This is a genomic window from Acidicapsa borealis, from assembly GCF_059115245.1.
The window spans coordinates 3,003,199-3,027,254 of sequence record NZ_JCACNY010000001.1 but is presented as its reverse complement, the minus strand read 5'-3'; the positions used below and the strand labels follow the sequence as shown (position 1 = coordinate 3,027,254).

At 59.1% G+C, this 24,056-nt stretch carries 23 protein-coding genes; 6 read left to right on the top strand and 17 right to left on the bottom strand.

Translation table 11 applies throughout. From position 1 onward, the window contains the following. Positions 1-78: 78 nt before the first annotated feature. Positions 79-1,191 carry an ACR3 family arsenite efflux transporter gene (gene arsB, locus AC5S27_RS12440; protein ID WP_493934875.1) on the bottom strand — a complete coding sequence of 371 codons (1,113 nt, stop codon included), beginning with the start codon at positions 1,189-1,191 and terminating at the stop codon, positions 79-81. Further along, positions 1,191-1,604, bottom strand: coding sequence for an ArsR/SmtB family transcription factor (locus tag AC5S27_RS12435; RefSeq protein WP_493934874.1), 414 nt, complete (start codon positions 1,602-1,604; stop codon positions 1,191-1,193). Before AC5S27_RS12435 ends, arsB begins: the two co-directional genes overlap by 1 nt. Before the next feature lie 72 nt (positions 1,605-1,676). Between AC5S27_RS12435 and arsM the strand changes: the two genes are divergently transcribed. Both arsM and AC5S27_RS12425 read left to right on the top strand, forming a co-directional pair. Next, a complete protein-coding gene (gene arsM / locus AC5S27_RS12430) occupies positions 1,677-2,555 on the top strand; it encodes an arsenite methyltransferase (protein WP_493934873.1) in 879 nt (292 codons plus the stop codon). Between the two features lie 195 nt (positions 2,556-2,750). Next, the gene (locus AC5S27_RS12425; protein ID WP_493934872.1) at positions 2,751-3,155 is read left to right on the top strand and encodes an arsenate reductase ArsC; all 405 of its coding nucleotides are present in this window, start codon (positions 2,751-2,753) and stop codon (positions 3,153-3,155) included. Between the two features lie 81 nt (positions 3,156-3,236). Here AC5S27_RS12425 and AC5S27_RS12420 read toward each other — a convergent pair whose 3' ends face one another. Next, positions 3,237-3,701, bottom strand: a complete 465-nt coding sequence (locus AC5S27_RS12420) for a hypothetical protein (protein ID WP_493934871.1) — start codon at positions 3,699-3,701, stop codon at positions 3,237-3,239. A 258-nt stretch (positions 3,702-3,959) separates the two neighbouring features. On the opposite strand from AC5S27_RS12420, the gene uvrA reads away from it, so the two are divergent. The 4 genes from uvrA (at position 3,960) to AC5S27_RS12400 (ending at position 9,498) form a co-directional block, all read left to right on the top strand. Beyond that, complete coding sequence (gene uvrA, locus AC5S27_RS12415) at positions 3,960-6,875, top strand: excinuclease ABC subunit UvrA (protein WP_493934870.1); 2,916 nt, start codon at positions 3,960-3,962, stop codon at positions 6,873-6,875. 118 nt (positions 6,876-6,993) lie between these two features. Then, the gene (locus tag AC5S27_RS12410) at positions 6,994-8,322 is read left to right on the top strand and encodes a tetratricopeptide repeat protein (protein WP_493934869.1); all 1,329 of its coding nucleotides are present in this window, start codon (positions 6,994-6,996) and stop codon (positions 8,320-8,322) included. A 36-nt stretch (positions 8,323-8,358) separates the two neighbouring features. Next, positions 8,359-8,838, top strand: coding sequence for a hypothetical protein (locus AC5S27_RS12405; protein ID WP_493934868.1), 480 nt, complete (start codon positions 8,359-8,361; stop codon positions 8,836-8,838). Positions 8,839-8,916: 78 nt separating this feature from the next. Then, positions 8,917-9,498, top strand: coding sequence for a hypothetical protein (locus AC5S27_RS12400; RefSeq protein WP_493934867.1), 582 nt, complete (start codon positions 8,917-8,919; stop codon positions 9,496-9,498). Here the strand turns inward: AC5S27_RS12400 and hpnE are convergent. The 14 genes from hpnE to recN all read right to left on the bottom strand — a co-directional run bounded on the left by hpnE (position 9,495) and on the right by recN (position 24,054). After that, complete coding sequence (hpnE, locus tag AC5S27_RS12395; RefSeq protein WP_493934866.1) at positions 9,495-10,931, bottom strand: hydroxysqualene dehydroxylase HpnE; 1,437 nt, start codon at positions 10,929-10,931, stop codon at positions 9,495-9,497. The two genes, AC5S27_RS12400 and hpnE, sit on opposite strands and share 4 nt — an antisense overlap. A 4-nt stretch (positions 10,932-10,935) precedes the next feature. Then, positions 10,936-11,880, bottom strand: a complete 945-nt coding sequence (locus tag AC5S27_RS12390; RefSeq protein WP_493934865.1) for a phytoene/squalene synthase family protein — start codon at positions 11,878-11,880, stop codon at positions 10,936-10,938. 2 nt (positions 11,881-11,882) lie between these two features. Next, entirely contained in the window at positions 11,883-12,854 is a 972-nt protein-coding gene (hpnC, locus tag AC5S27_RS12385; RefSeq protein WP_493934864.1) for a squalene synthase HpnC, read from the bottom strand. Between the two features lie 5 nt (positions 12,855-12,859). Next, positions 12,860-13,924 carry a zinc-dependent alcohol dehydrogenase gene (locus tag AC5S27_RS12380; protein ID WP_493934863.1) on the bottom strand — a complete coding sequence of 355 codons (1,065 nt, stop codon included), beginning with the start codon at positions 13,922-13,924 and terminating at the stop codon, positions 12,860-12,862. Positions 13,925-13,951: 27 nt separating this feature from the next. Next, entirely contained in the window at positions 13,952-15,088 is a 1,137-nt protein-coding gene (locus AC5S27_RS12375; RefSeq protein ID WP_493934862.1) for a zinc-dependent dehydrogenase, read from the bottom strand. Then, positions 15,085-15,810: a phosphorylase family protein gene (locus tag AC5S27_RS12370; RefSeq protein ID WP_493934861.1), complete on the bottom strand. Its 726-nt coding sequence runs from the start codon at positions 15,808-15,810 to the stop codon at positions 15,085-15,087. Before AC5S27_RS12370 ends, AC5S27_RS12375 begins: the two co-directional genes overlap by 4 nt. Continuing rightward, positions 15,807-16,802: a hopanoid-associated sugar epimerase gene (hpnA, locus tag AC5S27_RS12365; RefSeq protein ID WP_493934860.1), complete on the bottom strand. Its 996-nt coding sequence runs from the start codon at positions 16,800-16,802 to the stop codon at positions 15,807-15,809. The genes AC5S27_RS12370 and hpnA overlap by 4 nt, the downstream gene beginning before the upstream one ends. 9 nt (positions 16,803-16,811) lie before the next feature. Then, the gene (locus AC5S27_RS12360) at positions 16,812-17,027 is read right to left on the bottom strand and encodes a hypothetical protein (RefSeq protein WP_493934859.1); all 216 of its coding nucleotides are present in this window, start codon (positions 17,025-17,027) and stop codon (positions 16,812-16,814) included. A 2-nt stretch (positions 17,028-17,029) separates the two neighbouring features. Further along, positions 17,030-17,449 (bottom strand): hypothetical protein, encoded by a 420-nt coding sequence (locus AC5S27_RS12355; RefSeq protein ID WP_493934858.1) that lies wholly within the window; start codon positions 17,447-17,449, stop codon positions 17,030-17,032. Next, the gene (hpnH, locus tag AC5S27_RS12350) at positions 17,446-18,588 is read right to left on the bottom strand and encodes an adenosyl-hopene transferase HpnH (protein WP_493934857.1); all 1,143 of its coding nucleotides are present in this window, start codon (positions 18,586-18,588) and stop codon (positions 17,446-17,448) included. Before hpnH ends, AC5S27_RS12355 begins: the two co-directional genes overlap by 4 nt. A gap of 40 nt (positions 18,589-18,628) precedes the next feature. Further along, positions 18,629-20,650: a squalene--hopene cyclase gene (gene shc / locus AC5S27_RS12345; protein ID WP_493934856.1), complete on the bottom strand. Its 2,022-nt coding sequence runs from the start codon at positions 20,648-20,650 to the stop codon at positions 18,629-18,631. Positions 20,651-20,745: 95 nt separating this feature from the next. Continuing rightward, the gene (locus tag AC5S27_RS12340; protein WP_493934855.1) at positions 20,746-21,786 is read right to left on the bottom strand and encodes a 4-hydroxy-3-methylbut-2-enyl diphosphate reductase; all 1,041 of its coding nucleotides are present in this window, start codon (positions 21,784-21,786) and stop codon (positions 20,746-20,748) included. A gap of 133 nt (positions 21,787-21,919) precedes the next feature. Further along, complete coding sequence (locus tag AC5S27_RS12335) at positions 21,920-22,249, bottom strand: ComEA family DNA-binding protein (RefSeq protein ID WP_493934854.1); 330 nt, start codon at positions 22,247-22,249, stop codon at positions 21,920-21,922. 107 nt (positions 22,250-22,356) lie between these two features. After that, the gene (gene recN, locus AC5S27_RS12330) at positions 22,357-24,054 is read right to left on the bottom strand and encodes a DNA repair protein RecN (protein WP_493934853.1); all 1,698 of its coding nucleotides are present in this window, start codon (positions 24,052-24,054) and stop codon (positions 22,357-22,359) included. Positions 24,055-24,056 lie beyond the last annotated feature (2 nt).

Genomic DNA, 24,056 nt, shown 5'->3' with positions numbered 1-24,056 from the left:
CGCCCATCCCCAGGGCCGCCGGTCCGCTGCATCGATCGGATCTACCGCGCCCCGCGCACTTTGCCTCTGAAAGAGTCTTCAATCACCGGCATGAATGCGCACTGCCGAAGCTTCTCCGGCGAAGTAACGGCCCCGTATCCAGAAAGCTACCCTGACGAGACCAATGAGCGCCGGAACTTCGATCAGCGGCCCAACCACGCCCACGAATGCTTCTCCCGACTTGAGCCCGAACACCGCAACCGCGACCGCAATTGCCAGTTCGAAATTGTTGCCAGCAGCGGTAAACGAAAGTGTCGCCGACTGAGCGTAGTCGGCACCCAGTTTCTTTCCCATCCAGAAGCTGACGAGAAACATCACCAGAAAATAGATAACGAGCGGGATAGCGATCTTGACTACGTCGAGCGGCAGGCGCACGATTAGATCGCCTTTCAGCGAAAACATCACGAGAATCGTGAAGAGCAATGCCACAAGCGTGAGCGGACTGATGCGAGGCACAAAGCGCGTCCGATACCACGCCTCTCCCTTCCACCGGATCAGAACGAAGCGCGTCAGAAATCCAGCCACGAACGGAACCCCAAGATACAGTCCCACACTCTTGGCAATCTGACCGATCCCGATCGGTAAGACGCTGCCCTGAAGCCCCAACCACTTCGGCAGAACCGTGAGAAACACCCACGCATACAAGCTGTAAAAGAACACCTGGAACACACTGTTGATCGCAACCAGGCCGGCAACATAATCCGTATCGCCATCCGCAAGTTCATTCCACACCAGAACCATTGCGATACAGCGCGCGATTCCGATCAGAATCAGGCCGCGCATATAAGCCGGTTCACCGCGCAGAAAAAGGATCGCCAGCAGAAACATCAACACCGGACCGATCAGCCAGTTCTGCACGAGCGAAAGTCCAAGAACACGTTTGTTCCGGAAGACCTCGCCAAGCTTTTCATAGCGAACCTTCGCCAGCGGAGGAAACATCATGATAATGAGGCCGATTGCAATCGGAATATTCGTCGTACCGCTCTGGAAGCGGTTCACAAAATCAGAGGACGAAGGAACAAAATGCCCGACCGCAACCCCAATCGCCATCGCAAGGAAGATCCAGAGCGTCAGGAAGCGGTCGAGAAAGGACAGTTTCTTCCGAGCAGCCGGTGCGCAGACTTGGCCGTGTGTCACAGGAGAAGCAGACATCAGCACCCTTCGCAGCAAACTTCGTTGATGGTGATGGGAAGCGGTGCACCTTCAAGAAGTGCGTACCGGGAAGGTGAGCAGCAGGCCTTTGTGAGCTTAGCCCGATCCGCTTGCATAGCTTTTTCCTCTTTCAGCCAGCTGAGAGTCTGCCGCAAAACCTGGGCAGCCCCGATGTGTGGCGGCATGACGATGCGGTAGTGCATCCACTTCCCTTCCCGGCGAGCCTCAACAATTCCTGCGCTGCGCAGATACGCCAGATGACGGGAGATCTTTGGTTGAGGACCACCCAGAATCTCGACAAAGTAGCAAACGCAAATCTCTTGTTCGCCCATCAGGTTGAGTAAGCGCAGCCGGGTATTGTCGCCGAGCGCCTGAAAGAATCGCTCCGTGTCATATGTCTTTCTTGCAGCCATGTCTAACTTATACGCCTTGACGTATACGAGTGCAAGACATATAGTCGCCTAAGCAGATATGAGGGGGCATCGATGTCAGAGCAACTATTGGAGTCTGTCAAGTCGAAGTACGGAGCAGTTGCAGAGAGTACGCTATCCAGCGACCACGCAGGAGTGAAAGCCGTCGCAGAGGCCTTCGGCTACAGCGCAGAGGAATTGACCTCGATTCCGGCGGAGGCCAACATGGGCCTCTCTTGCGGCAACCCCACAGCAACAGCGCATCTACGCCCAGGAGAAGTTGTGGTCGACCTTGGCTCAGGCGGCGGCCTCGATGTGTTTCTGGCGTCCAAGATGGTCGGGCCTGAAGGCCGCGCCATCGGCATCGACATGACAACAGCCATGATTGAGCGCGCAAAAGACAACGCAAAAAAGGCTGGATATACAAACGTCGAGTTCTACCAATCCACCATCGACAGGATTCCTCTTCCAGACGCCTCCGTGGATTGCATCATTTCAAACTGTGTCATCAATCTCGCCCCCGACAAGCCTGCCGTATTCCGCGAGATCGCCCGCGTACTCAAACCAGGCGGACGCGTAGCGCTCAGCGATATCGCGCTCAAGCACGATCTTCCCGATGCCGTTGCGAACAGCATGGCAGCCTACGTCGGCTGTATCGCTGGAGCGATTCGCATTGACGACTACCGCGCTGGACTGCTCGAAGCTGGATTCCAACACGTCGAAATCGTGGACAGCGGGGCCGACCTCAATGCTTATGCCAAGGTTGAGAACCAGTCCGCATGTTGCTCTCCCGGCATGGATGCCAACAACCCTTTTCAGGTCGTTCCAGAGTCCTGCTGCACTCCCGCCGCCTCGCCATCGCTGCATGAGCAATTGACGACTCTCCTCTCGCAATACGACGTAAACGCGGCTGCAGCAAGCGTCAAGGTCTACGCGCTGAAACCCATGGCCTGATCCAAGATTGCTGAGCAAGCTTTATGCAGCCGCACAAGAAAGTTCTTCTCCGCTGCATGAGCAAATGCTAAGGAACGGGAGACCGCTCGTGCTTGCACTTCCCCTCGCAACAATCGACTTGCTCGCGATCATGCGTGAATTCCTCAACGTCGGCACGAGCAAAGCAACAAATTTCTCAACACCCCAGGAGAACGGATGATCAAAGTGATCTTCGCCTGCGTACACAACGCCGGTCGTTCGCAAATGGCGGCAGCTTTCTTCAATCAGCTTGCCGATCCATCGAAAGCTACCGCTGTATCCGCAGGGACAGAGCCAGGTCCGCGAGTCCATCCTGAAGTCTTAGAAGTAATGAACGAGGCTGGCATCGATCTCAGCAAGGCTCAGCCCCGGAAGCTCACGACAGAACTCGCCGAGCGGGCGCAACTGCTGATCACCATGGGTTGTGGCGAGAACTGCCCTTACGTGCCTGGCCTTCGCAGAGAAGACTGGCCCCTGCCCGACCCCAAAGGTCGCCCGCTGGATGAGGTACGCCGGGTTCGCGATGATATCCGCTCCCGAGTCCGCGCATTGTTAGAGACAGAGGGCTTGTTGGCTGCTTAGTCATTGTGTGGCGGCGGACAGCTCCGTCTCTCCAGATGGGTGATACGAGGGAGGGTTCCGAAGAACCCTCCCCTGCGTTTACTACATCTGTGCCTGTCGGCGTGCCGTTTTCATGATGGTAATCATCAGCTTTTGCAGTTGATCTTTCCGGTCAGCCTCCGCTGGCTCCGGACCGCGATCCGGGAAGTACACCTTCTCTTTTATCCGCTTTTCCCGCAGTCGCCGCGCCGTCACATCCGGCCGCATCCGCATCGACAGGCTCGCCGCATCCAGGTCCCACTTTTCCATGCGCACCTCCGCCCGGGTCACACCCATCCGCCTGAGCGTCGTCAGCGCAGCCGCGGGATTCAGGAATCTCCGCAAACTCTTCCGGTGAGCCGTCACCATCTGCACACGCACGCCGGAGATTAGCTCCGCCCATATCTCAAATTCGGCACCCTTCGTCTCAATCCAGATCTGACGAACCGACCTCGCCTCGATCAGGGTGACAAATTCCCCTTGGGTGTACTGCACCGTCTCCACTGCAACCTGTCTCTTCCTGCCCATCGCTCTTCCCTCCTTGTTTTTCCGCAGTTCGATTGCGCAATCGTTCGAACCGCATTGCGCGCCAATCCTGCCGGCATTGCGCACGCCTGGACGCCGATTGCGCAGCATCGAACAGTTATTGCGCAACCCCCGACGCGGCTCCCACGCGTAAACTCGCGAAAGCCTATAATCAGGATTGGATTTTTGTGTTTGGGTCCCTGCAATCATCTTAGCGAAACGGACCATAATTCAACGCAATCCGGCAGTCCCAAAGGTCAAATGTCGAACGATGCAATCCAGATCCGCGGCGCGCGGACACACAATCTAAAGAACATAAGCTGCGACATTCCCCATGGGAAACTCACCGTTGTCAGCGGCGTAAGTGGTTCAGGAAAAAGCAGCTTAGCCTTTGACACCGTTTACGCCGAAGGCCAGCGCCGCTACGTCGAAAGTCTCAGCGCATACGCCCGTCAATTCCTGGAACGTATTGAAAAGCCAGATGTTGACCTCATCGACGGCCTCGCTCCTGCCATCGCCATCAAGCAGAAAAACACCACGAGAAATCCCCGCTCAACCGTAGCCACAGCGACGGAAATCTATGATTACATGCGACTTCTGTGGGCCCGCTGCGGCACCGTCCACTGCATCCATTGCGACGGATTAGTAGGCCGCGACTCGGTCGACGAAATCGCAGAGTCGATTCTCGCGTTACCCGAAGGCACGCGCCTGCACGCCATCTTCCCCGTCCGCTCGCAAGCCATTGAAGCCAAAGAAGATGCGAAGGCTACAGCGCCTGCCAGGCGCCCCCGCAAGACAGCCGCAAAGCAGGTCCCGGAAGTGGACCCCTCGCCACTATCCGAAGCTATGAAATCTCGGCTCGTAGAGCTAAGAGCCAATGGATTCAATCGCTTATACCAGCACAACCAGATCTTCGAATTCTCCAGCCCGGAATCGCTGCTCGACCTGGACTTCTCGCTCCCGGTTTTCGTTCTCGTCGACAGAATCGTAGTCTCCGCAGAAAATCGCGCCCGTATCGTGGACGCCGCCGAGATTGCCTACCGCGAAGGCGGCGAGATCATCTACGAAGAAGTGCCCCGCGACGACACCGGTGCGGAACGCACAAGGCACCGCTTTTCAACAGCTTACGAGTGCCGCACCTGCCACCGCCCCGGTCAGGAACCGGAGCCGCGCCTCTTCTCATTCAATAATCCCTTCGGCGCCTGCCCCCGCTGCCAGGGCTTCGGCAACACCATCGACTTCGACCTGAACCTGGTGATTCCAGATAAGTCCTTATCCCTCAACGACGGAGCCATCGATCCGTGGAATCGCCCCAAGTACCGGACCTGGTTCACCGATCTCAAGCGTCAGGCCAAAGCCCTCAGCGTTCCCATGGATGTGGCGTGGCAGGATCTGACACCCGAGCAGCACGAGACCCTTCTGTACGGCAAAAAGGACATTGGATTTCTGGGGGTGTATGGATTTTTTGAGGAGATGGAGCGCAAGAAGTACAAGCTTCATGTCCGCGTAATGCTCTCGAAATACAGAGGTTATGCCACCTGCCCCGAGTGCCGCGGCCAGCGCCTACGCGCCGAAGCCCGCTCCGTCCGCATCAGTGGCAGAAACATCTGTGAATCCGCTGCGTTGACCATCGCTGCCGCATTCAAGTTCTTTTCGGAGCTCAAGTTGAGCCCAATGCAGACGGAAATCGCTGGTCCGATTCTCGAAGAAGTGCGCGAACGCATTAGTTTTCTAGATGCAGTCGGTCTCGATTACCTCACGCTCGACCGCCTGGCCAGCACCCTCTCCGGCGGCGAGGCGCAGCGCATCCAGCTCGCGACTTCGCTTGGCTCGCGGCTGGTTGGCGCGCTTTACGTACTCGATGAACCATCCATCGGGCTGCACACGCGCGATACCGATCGTCTCATCCGTATCCTCAAGAATCTGCGCGACTTGGGCAACACCATCCTGGTAGTCGAACATGATCCAGATGTACTTCGAGCCGCAGATCACCTGCTCGATCTCGGCCCAGGCGCCGGCGAATTCGGCGGCAAACTGCTGGCTGAAGGCACAGTTGAAGAAATCCTCGCGAACCCGAATTCGCTGACAGGCCGCTATCTTTCCGGCCAGTTGAGCATTCCGGTTCCGACACGCCGCCGCGAGCCTGGCAAGGAAAAGCTGATCCTGCGCGGAGCCCGCGCCAACAATCTGAAGAACGTCGATGTTGAGATTCCACTAGGAATGCTGGTTGCGATCACTGGAGTTTCCGGCTCAGGTAAGTCTTCGCTGGTGCATCAGGTTCTCTATCGCGCTCTCGCTCGCGCCCTTGGCCAGACGGAAGGCGCAGATCCAACCGGACTCTACAAGGATCTCAAAGGCGCTGAGCGACTGAACGACGTAGTGCTTGTCGATCAAACGCCGATTGGGCGCACACCTCGTTCCAATCCAGTCACTTACATCAAGGCATTTGATCTGATTCGTGAGCTTTTTGCCGCACAGCCAGACGCGAAAAAGCAATCACTTACGCCCGGCCATTTCTCCTTCAACATCCCCGGCGGACGTTGCAAGACCTGCGAAGGCGACGGTACCGTGACGGTCGAGATGCAGTTCCTGGCCGACGTGGAGCTGCCCTGCGAAGACTGCAACGGCACCCGGTTCCAGCCGAAAATTCTCGCCGTGCAGTACAAGGGCAAGAACATCCACGAAGTGCTTAACCTCACGGTGAAGGAAGCCCTGCGCTTCTTCGTCGGCCTGCCCCGCCTGTTGGACAGGCTCGCGGTACTCGACGAGGTCGGCCTCGGCTATCTGCGACTGGGCCAGTCGGCCACGACGCTTTCGGGGGGCGAGGCCCAGCGTGTGAAGCTGGCCGCGCATCTTGCCCAAGTGCGAGCGTCGAATGCGAACATCCGCACCTCGGGCGTGAGCCGCGTACTCTACGTTCTCGACGAGCCGACGACCGGCCTGCACTTCGACGATGTCTCCAAGTTGTTGACGGCATTGCGCAAACTGATCGACGGCGGTGGCTCGCTGGTCGTCATCGAGCACAATCTGGACGTAATCAAGTCAGCCGACTGGGTCATCGACATGGGCCCGGAAGGCGGTGCCGGCGGAGGTCGGGTCGTCGCTGTCGGCACACCCGAGGAGATTGCTGCGAATCTGCATTCGCACACCGGAAAGTGGCTCCGAGAGGTGCTGTAGCGGACTCATTTCAACCTGGTCAGAGGGAAAAACCTGATTCCGGCGGATCATTCGAGCCGTCTAATCTTCATATCCGTTTCAGGCTTCCTGGCCCGATAAACTGGAGATGAGGTTTTGTGTGCGTCGTTTCGCTTTTGCTCTCTTTCTGTTGCTTCCTCTTCTCACTCCCGCATGCGCGCAGGAATCTTCTTCCCTGGACAAACCCAAAGAGCCTGCTGCCAGTGATTCCGCTGAAATAACGTCGTCCGAGGTGGCCAAGGCGGAAGCGGCCATGGTCAAGAGCGACTGGAAGACGGCTGAGACGGTGCTGGACACGTGGCTCGCCGGCCATCCCGGCGATGCTCGCGCGCTGTTTGACGCGGGCTACATCGCGGATGCGCAGGGTCGCAACGACGACGCTGTTGGCCTGTACCGCAAGGCGACGGTGGCGGATCCGAAAAGCTTTGAAGCGCAGATATCGCTGGGGTTGCTCCTAGCGAGGTTAAATAAGCCAGCCGAAGCGCGTGCGGCACTGGAAGTGGCCACGACGTTGACTCCTGATCCTCCCGCGCCAGCGGTAAAAGCGAAGGCGTGGCGTGCCTTGGCGCAAATCGACGAAGCGGGGATCGACGGCAAGCCCGACGCGGCGCAGGCCTCGATCGATCTGCTGGAAGCTCTCAAGGTATCTCCGGAAACTGCAGCGGACACTGTGATGGCGGCGCATCTGGCAGAGATGAACAATGACCAGGCGGGCGCAGAGACTGCGTATCGCCGGTTGTTGAAGAACGATCCGGACTCGAGCGCTGCGCAGGCTGGCCTTGCGCATCTGCTGATTGTGCAGAAGAAGTATCCTGAAGCGGAAGAGATGCTGCAGGCGGCCTTGAAGAAGTCCCCCGACGACCCTGCGCTGACCGCACAACTGGCAGCTGTATTGGTTGCGGAAGATAAAACGGATGCGCTTCCTCTCCTCCAGGGTTTCCATGACAAGCACCCTCAAGATGTGACAATCACCAAAATGCTGGCGCAGGTGCAGGCGGATGCAGGAGAGTACGAAGCCTCGGACAAGTTGTACGTCAGGCTACTCGCTGCAAATCCCGAGAACGCGGATTTGCTTGTCGGTCATGGACAAAACCTGATCCGCCTTCATAACTACGCTGAAGCGCTTACCCTTTTCCAGCGGGCCGCGCGGATTGATGAGACGAACGGAGACGCCTGGAATGGCGTAGCGTTTGCATCCTTTGAATTGCATCAGCCGACGGTTACGCTGCAAGCCCTTTCAGCCCGATCAAAATATTTACCGGATTCGCCAACAATTCTCTTCCTATGGGCCACGGCTTACGATACGCTTCACGACAAGAAGCAGGCAGCCGCCTACTATCACAAATTTCTGGACGCCTCAGCCGGCAAGCTTCCAGATCAGGAATGGCAGGCAAAGCAACGATTGGTGCTACTGGAGAAATCGAGGTAGCGCGCCGACAAACTGAATAGCTGTGGAGGTCCTGTTATGCGTGTCCTCTGTTCCCTTCGCTCAATCGGCTCCGTTTCAGTTCTCTCGCTTGTCGTCGCAATCACCTGCTCTGTCAACGCAAACGCTGCCATCGATAATAAGCAGCCCGATGCTCAAAGTATTGCTGCGCTTGAGGCCAAGGCCAGTCAGGCCTCGCCTCGCGAGCAGTGCTTCCTGTACGCCGAACTGGTGCATGAGATGATCGAGTTTTCCTCGGCACAATACGCCGCCGGAGAGTTTGACAAGGCATCAGAAACACTGAAGCGTGTCAGCACGTTTGCGCAAAAGATCCATATCGCCGTTGCCAACGACGAAAAGCGGCTGAAGAACGCCCAGATCCTGCTTCGACACACTGCATTCCGCCTGAATGAGCTACTGCATGCCACCGCAGTCGAAGATCGTCCCCTGGTCGAGCAGACTCTGGCGCAGTTGAACCAGGTGCAGACTGAGACAATGATGCAGGTATTCCGCAAGTAACAGACCAGTTTCGACTCCGTGCGTCCTTCCCGTCTAACATGTTTCAATGAAAGGTCTGTGAGGACCGGCCTGTCATTCATGAGCACTCCGCCTATCGTTCGTGCCATCTTTTTTTGCGCGCTCATCGCTGCCAGCCCCCTGGGTGCTCAGCACGTTCGCACCGCCAGCCTGACAGAGGCTGAGGTGGAGCTGGTACGGGAGAGCGCCGTCTTCCCTGCCGAGCGCGTCAAGGTCTATACCAAGTTTCTGGAAGAGCGCGCGGCTCGGATCAAGGATCTGACTGGGCGTCCGAAGTCGGCGCAGCGGGTTTTGAAGCTGGATTCTGCCTTGCAGGATTTCACCGCGCTGATGGACGAAGCCGGCAGCAACCTAGACCAGTATTCGGACAGGCATTCTGATATTCGCAAAGGGCTGAAGCCATTGACCGAGGCGATGCCGCGCTGGCTCAGCATTCTGCGGACGCTGCCGGGTGAGTCCGGGTTCGATCTGGCGCGCAAAGAGGCGATCGAGAGCGGCGAGGAACTTTCCGATCAGGCGACCCGGCTGCTGCGCGAGCAGGAAGAGTATTTCGCTGCGCATAAAGACGAGAAAGATCAGGAGCGCAACGACGATGCGGTGAAGCCTGCCGATCCCAAGCCTGCTCCCAAGCCGAGAACTTAGCTCAGGAACCTCATCAAGCCGGTTGGTGGCAGATCTGGCAAAAGGATACTGCGTGGCTCGCCCAGGTTGAGGCAGAGGGCTTCAGCAGCCAGATGACCACTGCGCGCGGCGGATTCCATGGTGGACGGCCAGCCAGTCGCAGTCCAGTCTCCGGCGAGAAAGCAGTTGGGCCAGGGAGAGTCGGCGGTGGGACGGATCGTGTCCACTCCGGGTTGCACGCCGAAGGTGGCGCGGACTTCCTTGATGAGCGCTGACTTCACGATTGTCGCTTCTTTCACAGATGGGAAGAATTCCGCGAGCTGGGTGATGGCTCGGCTGAGCGCCTGTTCACGGCTGAGCGCGGCGAATTCGCGGGATACGCTGATGACGAGTTCGATATAGCTGGCCCTGCGGTCGCGCGAGGGCTGCCAACGGGACTTGTGATACATCCAGTGGATGTCGCGGTCGAGGAGAACGGCGTGGTCGAGCTCGGTGATTTCGCGATCAAACCAGAGATGCACGCTGCAGATGGGCCAATGTTCCAGCTTGCCGATGCGATTGGCGAGCTGGGTCGCAGCTGGGTTTTGAGGCATGCGCGAAAGAAGCTTGCCGGTGGCTTCGAAAGGCAATGCCAGAATGAGATTTTCTGCGATGAAGGACTGGGCTGAGCTTTGCAGGTTCCAGGTTTTGTTCGCTTCGTTCCAATCCGCGGACTCGATGTTGGTGTTGAAGACGATGCTGCCGCCGCGGGCTTCGATGTACGCCTTGGCTCCCGCGTAGAGCTCAGTCAGCGGCACGCGGCTCATGCCCATGCTGCCCGCGTAGGCGGAGTTGAGGAAGAGCTCGCGCATGACCTTGGTGGCGTAAGGGAGCGAGATGTGATCGAGCTCTGAGTTGAGCGCGCTGGCGATGACAAGGTGCCAGAAGCGGTTCATGGCGCCTCTACTCTGGTGGTGTGCCTTGAGCCATTCGGAGAGACGGCGCGATGGATCGGGCCGGCGAGTGAACATGACCGAGGCCAGGGCGCCGATGATCGAAAGCTTGTCGGCGAGCGAGAAGCATTTCGCCTTCAGAATGCCGGAGAGACCGTGCATCGGCGCAGGCAGCGATGTCGGCTTCAGCGTGGAACGGCGGCCGCCGGGCTCGATCAGCGTCATGCGGTTGTCCCAGAAGATTTTGTCCGCGACGCCGATGCGTTCGTAGAAGCCGACGAGGTTGGTGCAGCAGCCGAAGAGGACGTGCTGGCAGTTGTCGATCATCTCGCCTGTGCCGGGATGCAGGTAGGAGGATGCCCGACCGCCCAGGTAACCGCGCCGCTCGAAGACTGTCACTTTGAAGCCCGCATCCGCTAAAGCACACGCCACTGCAAGTCCTGCGACACCGCCGCCAATGATGGCGACAGTGCGGGCGATTGTGTGGACCGGCTGAACTTCGGTGGCGGGAACTGAGGACATAGGCCTATTTCGAGGATAGCGGCTTTGGCGGCTTGAACAGACGCATGGCACCCATGCGTGCCATGCCGCTGGCAAGGATGGTCAGCTTCTGGATGGTCGGTACGCTGCGGCGCTGGGTGAAAACGTCGTAGTCGGCGGCGATGATTCGTTTGAGGAGCTGGTGGTAGATGGAGACAAGCACATGCAGGGCGGGACGGCTTTCGGCGTCGATGAGCGGCAATAGTTCGGCAGCTGAGGCGTAGTAAGCTTCGGCGCGGTCTGCGATGGACTTGAGCAGGGCGCGTTCAGTTGCGGTTGGCTTGGTGACCCCGTGGTTGCTCAGCTGTTCGACGGTCACGCTATGCGCGGCGAGATCTGCGAGAGGCAGGTAGATGCGGTTGCGCTCGGCGTCTTCCGCTACGTCACGAAGGATATTGGTGAGCTGGAAGGCGATACCGGTTTCTTCTGCGAGCTTTTCAGCCCGCGGGTCGGAGTAGCCGAAGATCCGGATGCAGACCAGCCCGACAACTGAGGCTACAAGGTAGCAGTAGCGGTAAAGATCGGCGAAAGTTTCATACGTATCGGGCCTAGCGGAGGTGGGAGCCTCCAGGTCCATAGTGGTACCGGCAACCAGTTCATCGAGCAGGCTGTAAGGGATGTTGAAGCGCGCTGCTGCGTCGCGCACGGCCACGAACACTGGATCTGCGGTCGGAGTTCCCTGCCGGGCTGCGTGCCACTCTGCCAGCCAGCCATCGAGCTGCGCCCGGCGTGCTTCGCGGGTGAAGCTTTCGTCGTCGGAGAGATCGTCTGCCTTGCGCATGAAGGCGTAGATGGCGCAGATGGCGTTGCGGCGTGCAGGAGGCAGAGCGACGAAGGAGTAGTAGAAGTTCTTGGCTTCGCGCTTGGCGATGGCGCGGCAGATCTCGTAGGCTTCTTCCAGCGTGGGCTGGGTCACTTGCTGTTCAACCACGGTCACGCCGCCTTGGCCTTGAGGCGCAGCCCTGGCAGTAGCTTGCCACTGACGGCGCGCAGGGCTAGAGCGATCTTGGTGGTCTTCGAGATAGCGGGGCGGGCGCTCAGAACATCATAGTTGCGCTGCTCGACTGCATTGAGGATTTCCAGGCCGCCGCGGCTGAACAGGTCCAGGTCGAGCGCGAGGTCGTTGTCGACCATGCCGATGAGCGGCAAGCCGGTTTCAAAGAGCTGGCGTGCCCAGGCGACCTGATCGGCGAGCAGGGCGCGGAACTCCGCCGTTGCAATCCCACCCGCGATCGTGGCCTCGGTTACGCCGAAGCGCTCCATGGCGTCCTGAGGGATGTAGATGCGGTCGCGCTGCTGGAAGTCGCTGGCTACGTCCTGCCAGAAGTTGGCGAGCTGGAGCGCCGAGCAGGTGGCGTCGGAGAGCCGGAAACGATCCGGGTCCGAGTAGCCGCAGGTGTAGAGAACGAGTCGGCCAACCGGATTGGCCGAGTAGCGGCAGTAATCCAGCACCTCTTCCGCGTTGCGGAAGCGGGTTTTGGTCTGGTCGCGCTCGAAGGCGGTCAGCAGGTCGGAGAAAGGCTCCTTGGGAATCTGGCAGGCGCGGATGGTTTCCGCGAGCGCCACGAAGACCGGATGCCGGGCCTTGCCCTCGTAGCAGGCATCGAGTTCCTCGCGCCACTGGGCCAGCAGTGCCAAGGATTGCTCTCGACTGCCGGTCTCGTCGCCGAGGTCGTCCGAGACGCGGCAATAGGCGTAAATGGCGTGGAAATGGGGCCGCAGCTTCTTCGGCAGAAACCAGCTAGCGACATGGAAGTTTTCGTAGTGCGTCTCGGCCAGATGCTTACACCAGGCGCGGGCCTCGTCGAGCGTGGGCGCAACGGCGGGGATGCGGTAACTGGCGGGCAGCGCCGCCCAGCCCTGCTCTCTCAGGGACTCGATATCGGCGATGGATCCAGTGGTCACAGACACTATCGTACCGCTTCCGCAGCCGTGCCGGGGAGGATGGCTGTCTTGATCAGGTTGGCTCCGGCCTCGCGGTTGAGCAGTTGGGCGAAGACAGCATTGAAATCTCTTAGGGCCGCATGTCCGGTGATGAAGCGGTCGGCCTTGAACTTACCGCCAGCGATGAGATCGAACGCGCGGCGGCATATGGCAGGCGTGTGGTGGAAGGTCGCCTTCAGCGTGAGGTCTCCGTAGTGCAGGCGATTGGTGTCGAGCTTGACCTCAGTGCCTGCTGCCGGGCCTCCGAAGAAATTGACCGTGCCGCCGTTACGAACCATCGCTACCGCCTGCTGCCATGTCTCAGGGAGAGCGACAGCTTCGATGGCGATATCCACCCCGCGTCTGTTTGGCGTCAGTTCTCGAACGGCTGCGACGACGTCGTCAGTGTGCTTTGTCTGAATCACGTGTGCGGCGCCCAATGCACGCGCTGCTTCGACCTGCGAGTCGTGCTTGACGACGGCAATGACTTCGCATCCAGCCAACGCTGCTACGTGCAGGATCATGAGCCCGAGCGGACCACCGCCGATGACTGCAACCGTGTCGCCTGGACGTGGGCTGGAATCTTCAAAGCCATGGACTGCGCATGCAAGCGGCTCGGTGAGAGCAGCGTGCTCGTACGGTACATGCGCGGGGATGTGCAGGGTATTCTTCGCCACGATGCGCGCGGGGATGCGAATGAATTCCGCGTATGCGCCGTTGTTGAAGAGCAGATCTTCGCACAGATTTTCCTGACCTCGCTCGCAGAAATAGCATTGGCTGCAGGGCGCGGAGTTGAGCGCCACGACGCGGTTGCCGAGCCTGCAGGTCGTTACACCTTCGCCCACGTCTGAGACTGTGCCTGCCAGCTCGTGTCCGAAGAGAGCGGGCGGCGTAATCATCTTCGCGTGATAACCGCGGCGGAAGACCTTCAGGTCGGTCCCGCAGGTTAGAGCGGCCGCTACGCGAATAATGATTTCGCCGGGCGCAGCGCGAGGCACAGGCACCTGCTCGATGCGCACGTCTTCCTTGCCGTAGAGTACGGCCGCGGTCATGGTTGATTGAGATTCTGGCATCGCGGGCTAAAGACCAGACTCGATACCGGGCTCGATACCGGGCTCGATCATGATCTTCATCGAGCTTGCGGTTGGGTGCGAGGCAATGTCAATAGCCTCGACGGCCTGTTCGAGCGAGTAGCGATGGGAGATGAGCCGCGTGAGGTCGAAGGTGCCGTCGAGGTAGCCTTCGAAAACCAGCTTTGCGCCCTCTTCCTGGATGTCCACTGCGGCGGAGTAGGAGCCAAGCATCGCTTTCTCATCCATGCAGACTGCGCCGGGATCGAAGGTGGCCTCGCCATGCTGGGTCTGCGCAAAGAGCAATACCGTGCCACCGGGACGCACGGCATCCATCGCAGTCTTGATGAGCGCGTCGTGGCCTACGGCGACGAGCACGGCATCGGCGCCACGGCCTTCCGTTGCGTCGCGCAGTTGCTGGGCAACGTCGGTACGGGCATCGATCGGATGCTTGAGGCCGAAGGTTGCTGCGACTGCGTGACGTTCGGGATAGAGATCAGAAGTGTAGACGGTTGCACCGGTGCGCTGCGCCAGGGCTGCGAGCAGAATTCCGATGGGCCCCTGGCCGATGACAAGTACCGTTTCGTCGGGCTGCAGGTTGAGCATCTTCACGCCCTTGAGACAGGTATTCACCGGCTCGACGAAGGCAGCCTGCTCAAAGGGAATGCCGTCGGGGATGCGAACGACACCGCCGTCGCGAACGATCCAGTCCATCACGCGCACATAGCCGGCGAAGCCCCCGCCGGCGGGCTCAAACCCTGCGGTCACGCCGACCTTTTTGTATGTGGCGCATTGGGCGAAAGTTCGTTTCCGGCAGTAGTAGCAGTCGCGGCACGGGATGTGATGGAAGACCATCACGCGGTCGCCAACGGCGAAGTCTGTGACGCCTTCGCCAACCGCAGCAATGGTGCCGGCCGTCTCATGTCCGAAAATGCGCGGGGCAGAATGCGAGCCGGTGTGGATCTTCTTCAGATCTGTGCCGCAGATGCCGCATGAAGCTACCTGAATGAGGACTTCGCCCACGCCGATAGAAGGTACAGGGACAGTCTCGACGCGCACGTCGTTGACATTGCGATAGACGGCTGCGCGCATCGTTGTTGGGATTACTTCTGCGGTCGTGGAAGAGGATGCTGTGGCAGTGCTCATGCGGTTCGATTCCGGTGTTGCGAGATGTGCTTTCGAATTGCTTCCTGCAGGTTCGCTGCTGCCAGTTTACTGCCTTTGGCCATGGCGATGACAGGCTTCAACAGAGCAGGGTGCAGGGCGACGTGTAATCCGAATGCCGCCTCGCGAAGCTGGCCGCTGGACGTTGTAAAGGACGAAAGATCAGGCAGTTCGAAGCGGGCGTCATCGCTGATGGCTTTGATAGCGTGGAATGGCAGTTCATGGGCGCGTGCGATGCGAGCAACAGCCGCTGCTTCCATGTCGACCGCAGACGCGTAATAGCTCACGGCCAGTCGTTCTTTCTCAGTCACAGTGGCTGGAATCGGCACGGTGACCAGGACTTCCAGGCCTTCGATTGCTTCCCGATCGGTGTCAGCGAAGAAGCGTTCGCCTGTCTTGCTGTCGACCACGACGTCCGGCGTGATGACTTGCCCTACGCGCAGCCGATGAATGCATGCCCCCGCCCAACCGATGGAGATGAGCTGCGTCGCTGGACCGAGAGACAGTGCCGCTTCGACGGCAATCCGCGCGCGGTCGGCACCCATGCCTGCGCAGGCGATGATCGCTTGCGCGTGCTCGAAAAGATGAATGTTGCGCGAAAGCAGCTTTGGCTCAGCGCGCCAGCCGCGTTCACGAACCAGGCCGGCGATTTCACGCGGAAGTGCCGCGATGTAGACGGGACGAGGTGTGGGCTGGCTGCTCATGATTTCGGCGCGTAGCCGTTGGCGCGGAACCACTCGATGGCTGCCCGCATCGCGGGATAGACAGGCGCGACCCGGAAGCCTAGCTCCTGCTGGGCGCGGGCAGAAGAGGCGTACATCTTCTTGCGGCCCATGCGAACCTCTTCGAGTGTGGCGCGCGGCTCTTTACCTAGGATGCGGCCGGTGATGTTCTCTTCGAAGAAGGCATAGGTGGCGGCGACGGCAAATGGGATTCTTGTTTTAGGCGAAGGGATGCCGGTGATGGCGGACATCTTATCGAGGATCTGCTTGAGTGTGAGGTTCTCGCCGCCCAGGATATAGCGCCGGCCGGGTGTGCCGACTTCGAGGGCCATGGCGTGCGTGCGCGCGACTTCCTGCACGTCGACGAGGTTAAGGCCGGTATCTACGTATGCGGGAAACTTGTGATTCAGGAAGTCGACGCAGATGCGCCCTGTCGGCGTGGGTTTGGTGTCATGCGAGCCAATGGGCGTCGTCGGGTTGAGGATCATGACATGCTGCCCGGACTCCGCAGCTTTGATGGCCTCCTGCTCGGCGAGGAACTTCGACCGCTTGTAGTGACCAACCATGTTGGCGAGCGATACAGGCGTCTCTTCGTTCACGATCAGGCCATCGCTGCGAAAGCCCATCGTTGCCACGCTCGAGGTATAGACAAAGCGCGGAACGCCGGCTTCGCGCGCCATACGCAGCAGTTCGCGGGTGCCATCGACGTTGGCGCGATACATGGCTGCGGGGTCGGGGATCCAGAGGCGGTAATCCGCTGCGACGTGCATGACTGCGTCACAGCCTGCGAGTGCAGGGGCAATGGTGGCCGGGTCGCTCAGGTCGCCCACATGCGTGTCGCCCGTGATGCCTTCCAGATTGGCTAGATTGCTGCTCTTGCGGACAAGAAAGATCAGCTTGGCGCCCTGATCGGCAAGGGTGCGCGCCACATGGTGGCCTACAAAGCCGGTCGCGCCTGTCAGAAAGATTTTCATTGGAAGGACTTACTGGTCGGCTTTGACGCCGCAAGCGGCTCCAGTAGTCGACTTCGAAATGTCTGCCTTTTGAATCAGTGTAAGTGTAACGCTGGAGCCATCTTCGGTGGCCTGAAACTCGAACGTCGCTCCGGGGTAGAGCCCCGTGATCGCCTGCAGATCGGCAGGGAGAGCAATGCACCCACAGTCCTGAACGGAACCGCGGGCGTTGATCTCTTCCGCCATGACTAGTCGAGCGCCTCGGGCATCAGGGCGATGTTTTTCTCGCCTGCGGCCTTCTTCTCGGCGTACTTCTTGAGCCAGGCTTCCCAGTGCTTGCCGGCTGCGCGATCCTTGCCGCTGAACTCGATGCGGGCGATGTCGGCGTAGCTGGCTTTGCGCTTATCGAGTGCGTTTGCGGGGTAGTACTGGATGAAGGAGTCTGCGAGGCCTTTGCCGGTCTGCCGGTTGAAGAGATATCCCTCGACCTTCTCGCCGTTCTTGAAGGTCAGCGAGATATCACCACGATAATCGAATGCCTTTTCCAGAGCGACTTTCAGATCAGCTTCAGAGGCTAGTTCGGGAATCCAGCCTTCCAGATTCTCGTGCGCGAAGCCGTCGACTACTTCAATGTCATCGACATTCACAACTTGAACAGGCTGGCTCATGCGCGTGTCTCCTCAAGCTGGGCCACGGGAGCAGCTGGCGCGATGCTGTCGATCTTCACGAAATGGTCGTGCTGCGCGGCGAAGGTGGAGTGATTGTTGAGCAAGTCGAGTGCGCCCTTGTCCTTGTAGCTGGAGAAGAGTGCTGCCTTGGCCATCGCGAAGAAGCCGGAGAGGGAGCCGAATCCGTGGCTCACGGCGCTCGGCTCATAGCCGCAGCTCACCATGCAGTTGGCACACTTGGGATTGCCGCTGGCTGTGCCATACTCTTCCCACTTCGTCGTTTCGACGAGTTCCTTGAAGGTGTCGACGTAGCCATCCTGGAGCAGGTAGCAGGGCTTCTGCCAGCCAAAGATGTTATAAGCAGGCGAGCCCCAGGCGGTGCACTCGTAGTTGCGCTTGCCCATCAGGAATTCGAGGAACAGGGGAGACATGTTGAACTTCCACGACTTCTTGCGGTTGGACAGAATCGCGCGGAAGAGGCGGCGTGACTTGGCGCGGCCGAGGAAGTGCTGCTGATCGGGAGCCTTGTCATAGCTATAGCCCGGAGAGAGCACGATGCCCTCGACGCCCATGGCCATCACTTCGTCAAAGTATGCGCGAACCATGTTCGGATCGGTGCCGTCGAAGAAGGTCGAGTTCGGCGTTACGCGGAAGCCACGCGCAACCGCCTCCTTGATGCCCTCGACTGCGAGATCCCATCCGCCTTCGCGGCAGACAGACATATCGTGGTGATTGCGCTGGCCGTCGAGATGGACTGAGAAAGTCAGGTACTTCGAGGGTGTGAACTCGTGGATGCGCTCCTTGAGCAGCAGCGCGTTGGTGCAGAGGTAAATGTATTTCTTGCGGGCGATGAGGCCGTTGACAATCTCAACGATGCGCTTGTGCAGCAGCGGTTCGCCACCGGGCAAAGTGACCATGGGTACGCCGCACTCTTCTACCGCGGCGAAGCACTCCTCGGGCGTGAGTTCCTTCTTGAGGATGTGCGGCGGATACTGCACTTTACCGCACCCGGCACAGGCCAGGTTGCAGCGGAAGAGCGGCTCCAGCATCAGCACCAGGGGATACTTCTTCTCGCCCTTGAGCTTCTTCTTGATTACGTATGATGCAACGGCCCACATCTGAGATATAGGTACAGCCATTCGTCAAACCTCCTGCGCCCGAGGGCGGTTTTGCATTGCCCTAGGCGGGTGTTTCCATCGCCCGCTTGTAGGTGGTCAGCGCCAGCAGCGGGAAGAAGTTGCGATACATGTGGTACGCGAGATAAAAGACGCGCGGGAAGCCGGTTCCGGTGTACATGGATTGCCGCGTGATGCCTTCGCCGGTCGATTCATCCCAGGAGCCATCGGCCTGCTGGCGGTCGAGCAGCCAGCGTATTCCCTTGGCCACGGAATCGCTGCGATCGTCGCCAGCGGCGAGCAAACCAAGAACAGCCCAGGCCGTCTGTGAAGGCGTGCTGGGCCCGATACCACGCTGGTTTGGGTCGTCGTAGCTGAGAAGGCTTTCGCCCCATCCACCGTCGGAATTCTGCACCATGCGGATCCACTCGGCGGCCTGCTGAATCTCCGGCTCATGGTTCCAGACGCCCATGGCCTCGAGGCCGCGCAGAACCAGGAAGGTGCCGTAAAGATAGTTGACACCCCAGCGGCCAAACCAGCTGCCGTCCGGCTCCTGCTCCTTGTAGATGAACTCAATGGCCCGCTGCACACGCTTGTCTTCCCGTGTATAGCCATAAGCTGCCAGCATTTCGAGCATGCGCCCGGTGATATCGACTGTCGGCGGATCCAGCATCGCGTTGTGATCGGCAAACGGGATGTACTGGAAGATCATCTTCGTGTTGTCTTTGTCGAAGCTCGCCCAGCCGCCGTTCTTGCACTGCATGGCGAACTCCCACGCAATGGCGCGCTGCGACACATCGTACTGATAACGCTCGCGTGGATTGCTGACCTTATTCAGCGCCAGCAGCACCTGCGCGGTGTCGTCGGTGTCCGGGTAGAACTCGTTGTTGAATTCGAAGTACCAGCCACCAGGCTCAGTATTCGGAACCTTCACTGCCCAGTCACCCTTGTGGCGAACTTCCTTCGAAAGCATCCAGTCCGCCGCCTTGAGCAGCCGTGGGTCGTCGCTGGGAACACCAGCCTCGCCGAGCACAAAAACCGCGTAAGCCGTGTCCCACACCGGGGACATGCAGGGCTGCATGCGGAAGGTGGGCTCGATCAGATCGGGAACGCCCGGATCTTCGATACCCAGCTTTTCAAACTCGTCACGCGCGCGGATGACCTGAGGATCATCGTCAGAATATCCGAGGCAGCGCAGAGCGATGATGGCGTTCAACATGGCCGGGTAAATGGCACCGAGACCGTCGGACATCTCCAGCCGTTCGAGCATCCACTGTTCGGCCTTCTTGAGCGCGAGTTTGCGCAAAGGACGGATGTAGACAGCTTCAACCCAATGGAAGGCGCGATCGGCGACGAGAAAGAAGTTTCGCCAGCTGACGATTTTGTCTCGATTGAAGCGGAGGCGAAGATTGGCGTTCTCGCGGCCACCGACGAAGAGTTCGGCGATGCCCTGCTCTGGCGCGATCTTCTTGTAAGGCTTTTTCGCGTAGATGATCGAGAGCGGAACGAGAATGGCGCGCGACCAGGATGAGATTTCGTAGATGTTGAAGTAGAACCAGTTCGGCGCGAGGACGATCTCCGGCGGAATCGCCGGGACAGCGTCGTAGTCGTATTGTCCGAGCGCGCAGAGGTAGATTTTGGTGAAGGTATTGCACTCCACCACACCACCATGCGCGAGAATCCATGCGCGGGCTTTGACCAGGGTCGGTTCATCCGCACTCATGCCCATCAACTTGCAGGCGAAGTAGCACTTGACGGAGAGGGAAATATTGCCGGGGCCGCCGGGATAAATGCTCCAGCTGCCATCCTCATTCTGATAGCGCAGCATTTCGATAAATGCCCGGCGCATTTTTCCGGGGTCGCCGCTTTCGAGCAGGACGTGGAGGAAGATGTAATCCGCCTCGAGCATCGAGTCGGCCTCGAGCTCCGCCGACCAGTATCCGTCCGGGTGCTGCTGAGCCAGAATATAGTCGCGCGAACGGTGAATCGAGGCTTCCACCTGGGACAAATCGGCGTCGATCCGGCCGAAGCGCGGAGCGACAAATCCAGATGCACCGGGTTTTGCCTTCGTGGGTATTGAGCTCATGTGTACCAGTTTGACGGGTGACGCGTCGGTTGCTACGGCAGCACCCACAGCAGAGTGCAGTTCTCAATTACAGCTATGGAAGTTACTCTGCGCATCTAGCGAACAGGAATAGCCTGACCGCCGCCCGCGCCGCCAATTGCCTGGATGATCTCGGGTGGCAATCCAAAGCGAACATTCTCCGGCATTACTTCTACTTCTTCGACGCTGGAATATCCGTTAAGTTGCAGATAATTGATCACATCCTCAACCAGAACCTCAGGAGCCGAAGCGCCAGCGGTAACCGCAACCGAATCAACACCCTCCAGCCACGTTGGATCAATGGCAGCAGAGTTATCGATCAGGTACGCCTGGGTGCCCAGGTTGTTCGAAACCTCAACCAGACGGTTTGAATTCGAACTGTTCGTCGAGCCAACCACGAGAACCAGGTTCGCACCCGGCGCTACGTTACGCACGGCAACCTGGCGGTTTTCCGTTGCGTAGCAGATGTCCTGCGTGTGGGGACCGACGATATTCGGGAACTTTACCTTCAACGCGTGGATGATGTCGCGCGCTTCATCCAGCGAGAGGGTGGTCTGCGTAAGGTAAGCAACGCGGTTCGGATCCGGGACAACTAGCGCCTCAACTTCTTCGACATTGGAAACGACCTGGGTAGCCTCAGGCGCCTCGCCCAGTGTGCCCTCGATCTCGTCATGATCGCGATGGCCGACCAGTACCAGGGAGTAACCCTGTTTGGCGAACTTGACAGCCTCAACGTGGACCTTGGTCACGAGCGGGCAAGTAGCGTCGATCACTTTAAGACCGCGAGCCTTGCTTTCGTCGCGAACCGCCGGAGAAACGCCGTGAGCGCTGTAAATGACGCGCTGCCCCTCGGGAACCTCGGAGATTTCATTCACAAAGATCGCGCCCTTTTCCGCCAACTCGTTGACGACGAATCGGTTATGCACGATTTCGCGGCGAACGTAGATCGGTGCGCCAAATGTGTCGAGGGCAATCTTCACAATATCGATCGCACGAACGACGCCCGCGCAGAATCCGCGAGGCTTGAGCAGAAGAACGCGCTTCTGACCAGCGGTTACGCCTGCGTGGTCAGAACTGGATACGGAGGTGGCTACGGAAGTTTCGGCTAGTAGTGTCACTTCCCAAGTATACCAAGGAGTTAGCCCCCCGGGGATAAGGGATTCGTGGGTGGGGAAACCAGGCAGCCAACGGTCATTCCGCTAGGCTGAATGGCTGTTGCCTGCTTTTCAACCCTACAGGATCAATTTGCGATCACTTCTTTCTTGCGGGCTGCTTAGCGATGATCAATCCCGCAATCTTGTCATAGGTTGCCGCCGGCACAATCCCCTTGGTCTTCAACTGCGTCTTCATCGCATAGGGGCGGCCGTCGATGATGCGTTGCGAATAGGCATCGCCAATACCCGGAAGGGCTTTAAGTTGATCCTTCGTCGCAGAGTTGATGTCTACCAGAACGCTGGATGCAGCCGCAGGTGCGGCAGTAGCGATTGGATCGGCCTTCCACGCTACTGCCGGCAAGACGCCGAAAAGAAGCGCAGCAACAAAGCACAACACCGGAGCGATCGATCGATTCAGTTTCACCATTCCCTCTTCCGTTGAGCAGGGTTCCGGCCGTGAGAAGCCGGGCGCGGTAAGCACAATCCCGATTAATGCGAGTCTGGCAAGTGGATTCCTGCTTCGCAAATGCCGTGCTAGCGGCTAGCTTCAATCATCTGGCTGGCGTGGTGCTGGCTGGCTTCCGTTACCACAGCCCCGCTCAACATGCGGGCAACTTCTTCCACTCGAGCACGGTCGTCAAGCAGCCGGACGGCGGTCTTGGTGCGGCCGTGATCCTCACGTTTTTCGATGAGGAAATGCTGATCAGCGAAGGCGGCGATCTGCGGCAGGTGGGTCACGCAAAGCACCTGCTGCGCACGGCTGAGAACTTTCAGTTTGTGGCCGACAGCCTCAGCAGCGCGGCCGCCGATGCCGATATCGATTTCGTCGAAGACCAGTGTGCGCGGCGAAACCAGCTTGTTACGCACATCGGCAGGCTTGGGCTTGCCGCTTCCCTCTTCCACGCTGACCTTGAGCGCCAGCATGACGCGGCTCATTTCGCCTCCGGAGGCGATTTCGTCGAGCGGCTTCAATGGTTCGCCAGGGTTGGTAGCTATGCGGTATTCAACCGCGTCCCAACCATGTGCAGCCCAGGCCGACTCACTCTGCTGGCGGCTCACGGTAACCTCGAAGCGCACCTTCATGGCGAGATCGTTGATCTGCCGCTCAGCCAGCTTGGCCAGTTTACCGGCAGCGGACTGACGGTTCTCGGTAAGCGCCTGCGCTGCGGCGACGTAACCAGCACGCGCCTCGGCCAGCTCCATCCGAAGTTGCTTCAAAATCTCGTCGCGATCCTCAACTTCAGCCAGCTTCGACGACACGCTCTCGCCGAATGCAATCACCTCAGCGATCGTATTCCCATATTTGCGCTTGAGCCGGTCAAGCGTAACCAGGCGGTCTTCGATCTCCGCCAGCCGGTCAGGTGAGGCATTGATGCCCTCGGCGTAATCACGCAGGGTATCTGCCAGGTCGTCGACGATGGCTCGCGCTGAAGTCAACTGTTGCACCGCATCGGTGAACTTGTTGTCGTAGCGAGCCAGCTCCTCAACGTTGCGAAGAGCACTGCGCAGCGCCGATTCCGCCGAACTCGAACCATCATAGAGCTGATCAAATGCGCCCATGGCCGCCGCGTACAACTTTTCAGCATTCGCTAGAACGCGTTTCTCATTCTCGAGTTCGTCATCTTCCCCGGCCACGAGCTGCGCGGAATCAATCTCCTTGCGCTGGTAGCTCCACAAATCCACCATGCGCAGCCGGTCCTGCTCACCCTCTTCGAGTTCCGCAAGCTTGTTGGCCGCCGCCCGCCAGCCAGAATAAGCAGCAGCGACCGGTCCAGTCTCGATACCCGCAAAACGATCAAGTAGGCTCCGCTGCTGCGCCTGGTCAAAGCTGCTCAACGTCTCGCTCTGTGCGTGCACCAGTGCCAGCTCCGGCGCCAGCAGCTTGAGCACGGTCACCGTCGCAGGCTGGTTGTTGACGAAGACACGGCCCTTGCCGTTCACGAGAATTTCACGACGGAGAATGATTTCCGTACCCGTCGAATCGATCCCGTTCTCTTCGAGAATGCCGTCGGCAACCGCGGTCGCCTCAAAAACGCAGGAGACGACCGACTTGTCCGCACCGTGCCGAACCACATCCGCGGATGCCTTGCCGCCCATCAACAGCGCAAGTGCGTCTACTAATATGGACTTGCCCGCGCCGGTTTCGCCGGTCAGCAGGTTAAGCCCCGGCCCGAAGACCGCGATGGCATGATCGATGACGGCATAATTCTCAGCGCGAAGCTCTACCAACATAA

What these genes read in the sequence shown, in the direction of transcription:
- arsB (WP_493934875.1), bottom strand. Translation starts at nt 1,191, where the DNA reads ATGTCTGCTTCTCCTGTGACACACGGCCAAGTCTGCGCACCGGCTGCT.
- AC5S27_RS12435 (WP_493934874.1), bottom strand. Translation starts at nt 1,604, where the DNA reads ATGGCTGCAAGAAAGACATATGACACGGAGCGATTCTTTCAGGCGCTC.
- arsM (WP_493934873.1), top strand. Translation starts at nt 1,677, where the DNA reads ATGTCAGAGCAACTATTGGAGTCTGTCAAGTCGAAGTACGGAGCAGTT.
- AC5S27_RS12425 (WP_493934872.1), top strand. Translation starts at nt 2,751, where the DNA reads ATGATCAAAGTGATCTTCGCCTGCGTACACAACGCCGGTCGTTCGCAA.
- AC5S27_RS12420 (WP_493934871.1), bottom strand. Translation starts at nt 3,701, where the DNA reads ATGGGCAGGAAGAGACAGGTTGCAGTGGAGACGGTGCAGTACACCCAA.
- uvrA (WP_493934870.1), top strand. Translation starts at nt 3,960, where the DNA reads ATGTCGAACGATGCAATCCAGATCCGCGGCGCGCGGACACACAATCTA.
- AC5S27_RS12405 (WP_493934868.1), top strand. Translation starts at nt 8,359, where the DNA reads ATGCGTGTCCTCTGTTCCCTTCGCTCAATCGGCTCCGTTTCAGTTCTC.
- AC5S27_RS12400 (WP_493934867.1), top strand. Translation starts at nt 8,917, where the DNA reads ATGAGCACTCCGCCTATCGTTCGTGCCATCTTTTTTTGCGCGCTCATC.
- hpnE (WP_493934866.1), bottom strand. Translation starts at nt 10,931, where the DNA reads ATGTCCTCAGTTCCCGCCACCGAAGTTCAGCCGGTCCACACAATCGCC.
- AC5S27_RS12380 (WP_493934863.1), bottom strand. Translation starts at nt 13,924, where the DNA reads ATGACCGCGGCCGTACTCTACGGCAAGGAAGACGTGCGCATCGAGCAG.
- AC5S27_RS12375 (WP_493934862.1), bottom strand. Translation starts at nt 15,088, where the DNA reads ATGAGCACTGCCACAGCATCCTCTTCCACGACCGCAGAAGTAATCCCA.
- AC5S27_RS12370 (WP_493934861.1), bottom strand. Translation starts at nt 15,810, where the DNA reads ATGAGCAGCCAGCCCACACCTCGTCCCGTCTACATCGCGGCACTTCCG.
- hpnA (WP_493934860.1), bottom strand. Translation starts at nt 16,802, where the DNA reads ATGAAAATCTTTCTGACAGGCGCGACCGGCTTTGTAGGCCACCATGTG.
- AC5S27_RS12360 (WP_493934859.1), bottom strand. Translation starts at nt 17,027, where the DNA reads ATGGCGGAAGAGATCAACGCCCGCGGTTCCGTTCAGGACTGTGGGTGC.
- AC5S27_RS12355 (WP_493934858.1), bottom strand. Translation starts at nt 17,449, where the DNA reads ATGAGCCAGCCTGTTCAAGTTGTGAATGTCGATGACATTGAAGTAGTC.
- hpnH (WP_493934857.1), bottom strand. Translation starts at nt 18,588, where the DNA reads ATGGCTGTACCTATATCTCAGATGTGGGCCGTTGCATCATACGTAATC.
- shc (WP_493934856.1), bottom strand. Translation starts at nt 20,650, where the DNA reads ATGAGCTCAATACCCACGAAGGCAAAACCCGGTGCATCTGGATTTGTC.
- AC5S27_RS12335 (WP_493934854.1), bottom strand. Translation starts at nt 22,249, where the DNA reads ATGGTGAAACTGAATCGATCGATCGCTCCGGTGTTGTGCTTTGTTGCT.
- recN (WP_493934853.1), bottom strand. Translation starts at nt 24,054, where the DNA reads ATGTTGGTAGAGCTTCGCGCTGAGAATTATGCCGTCATCGATCATGCC.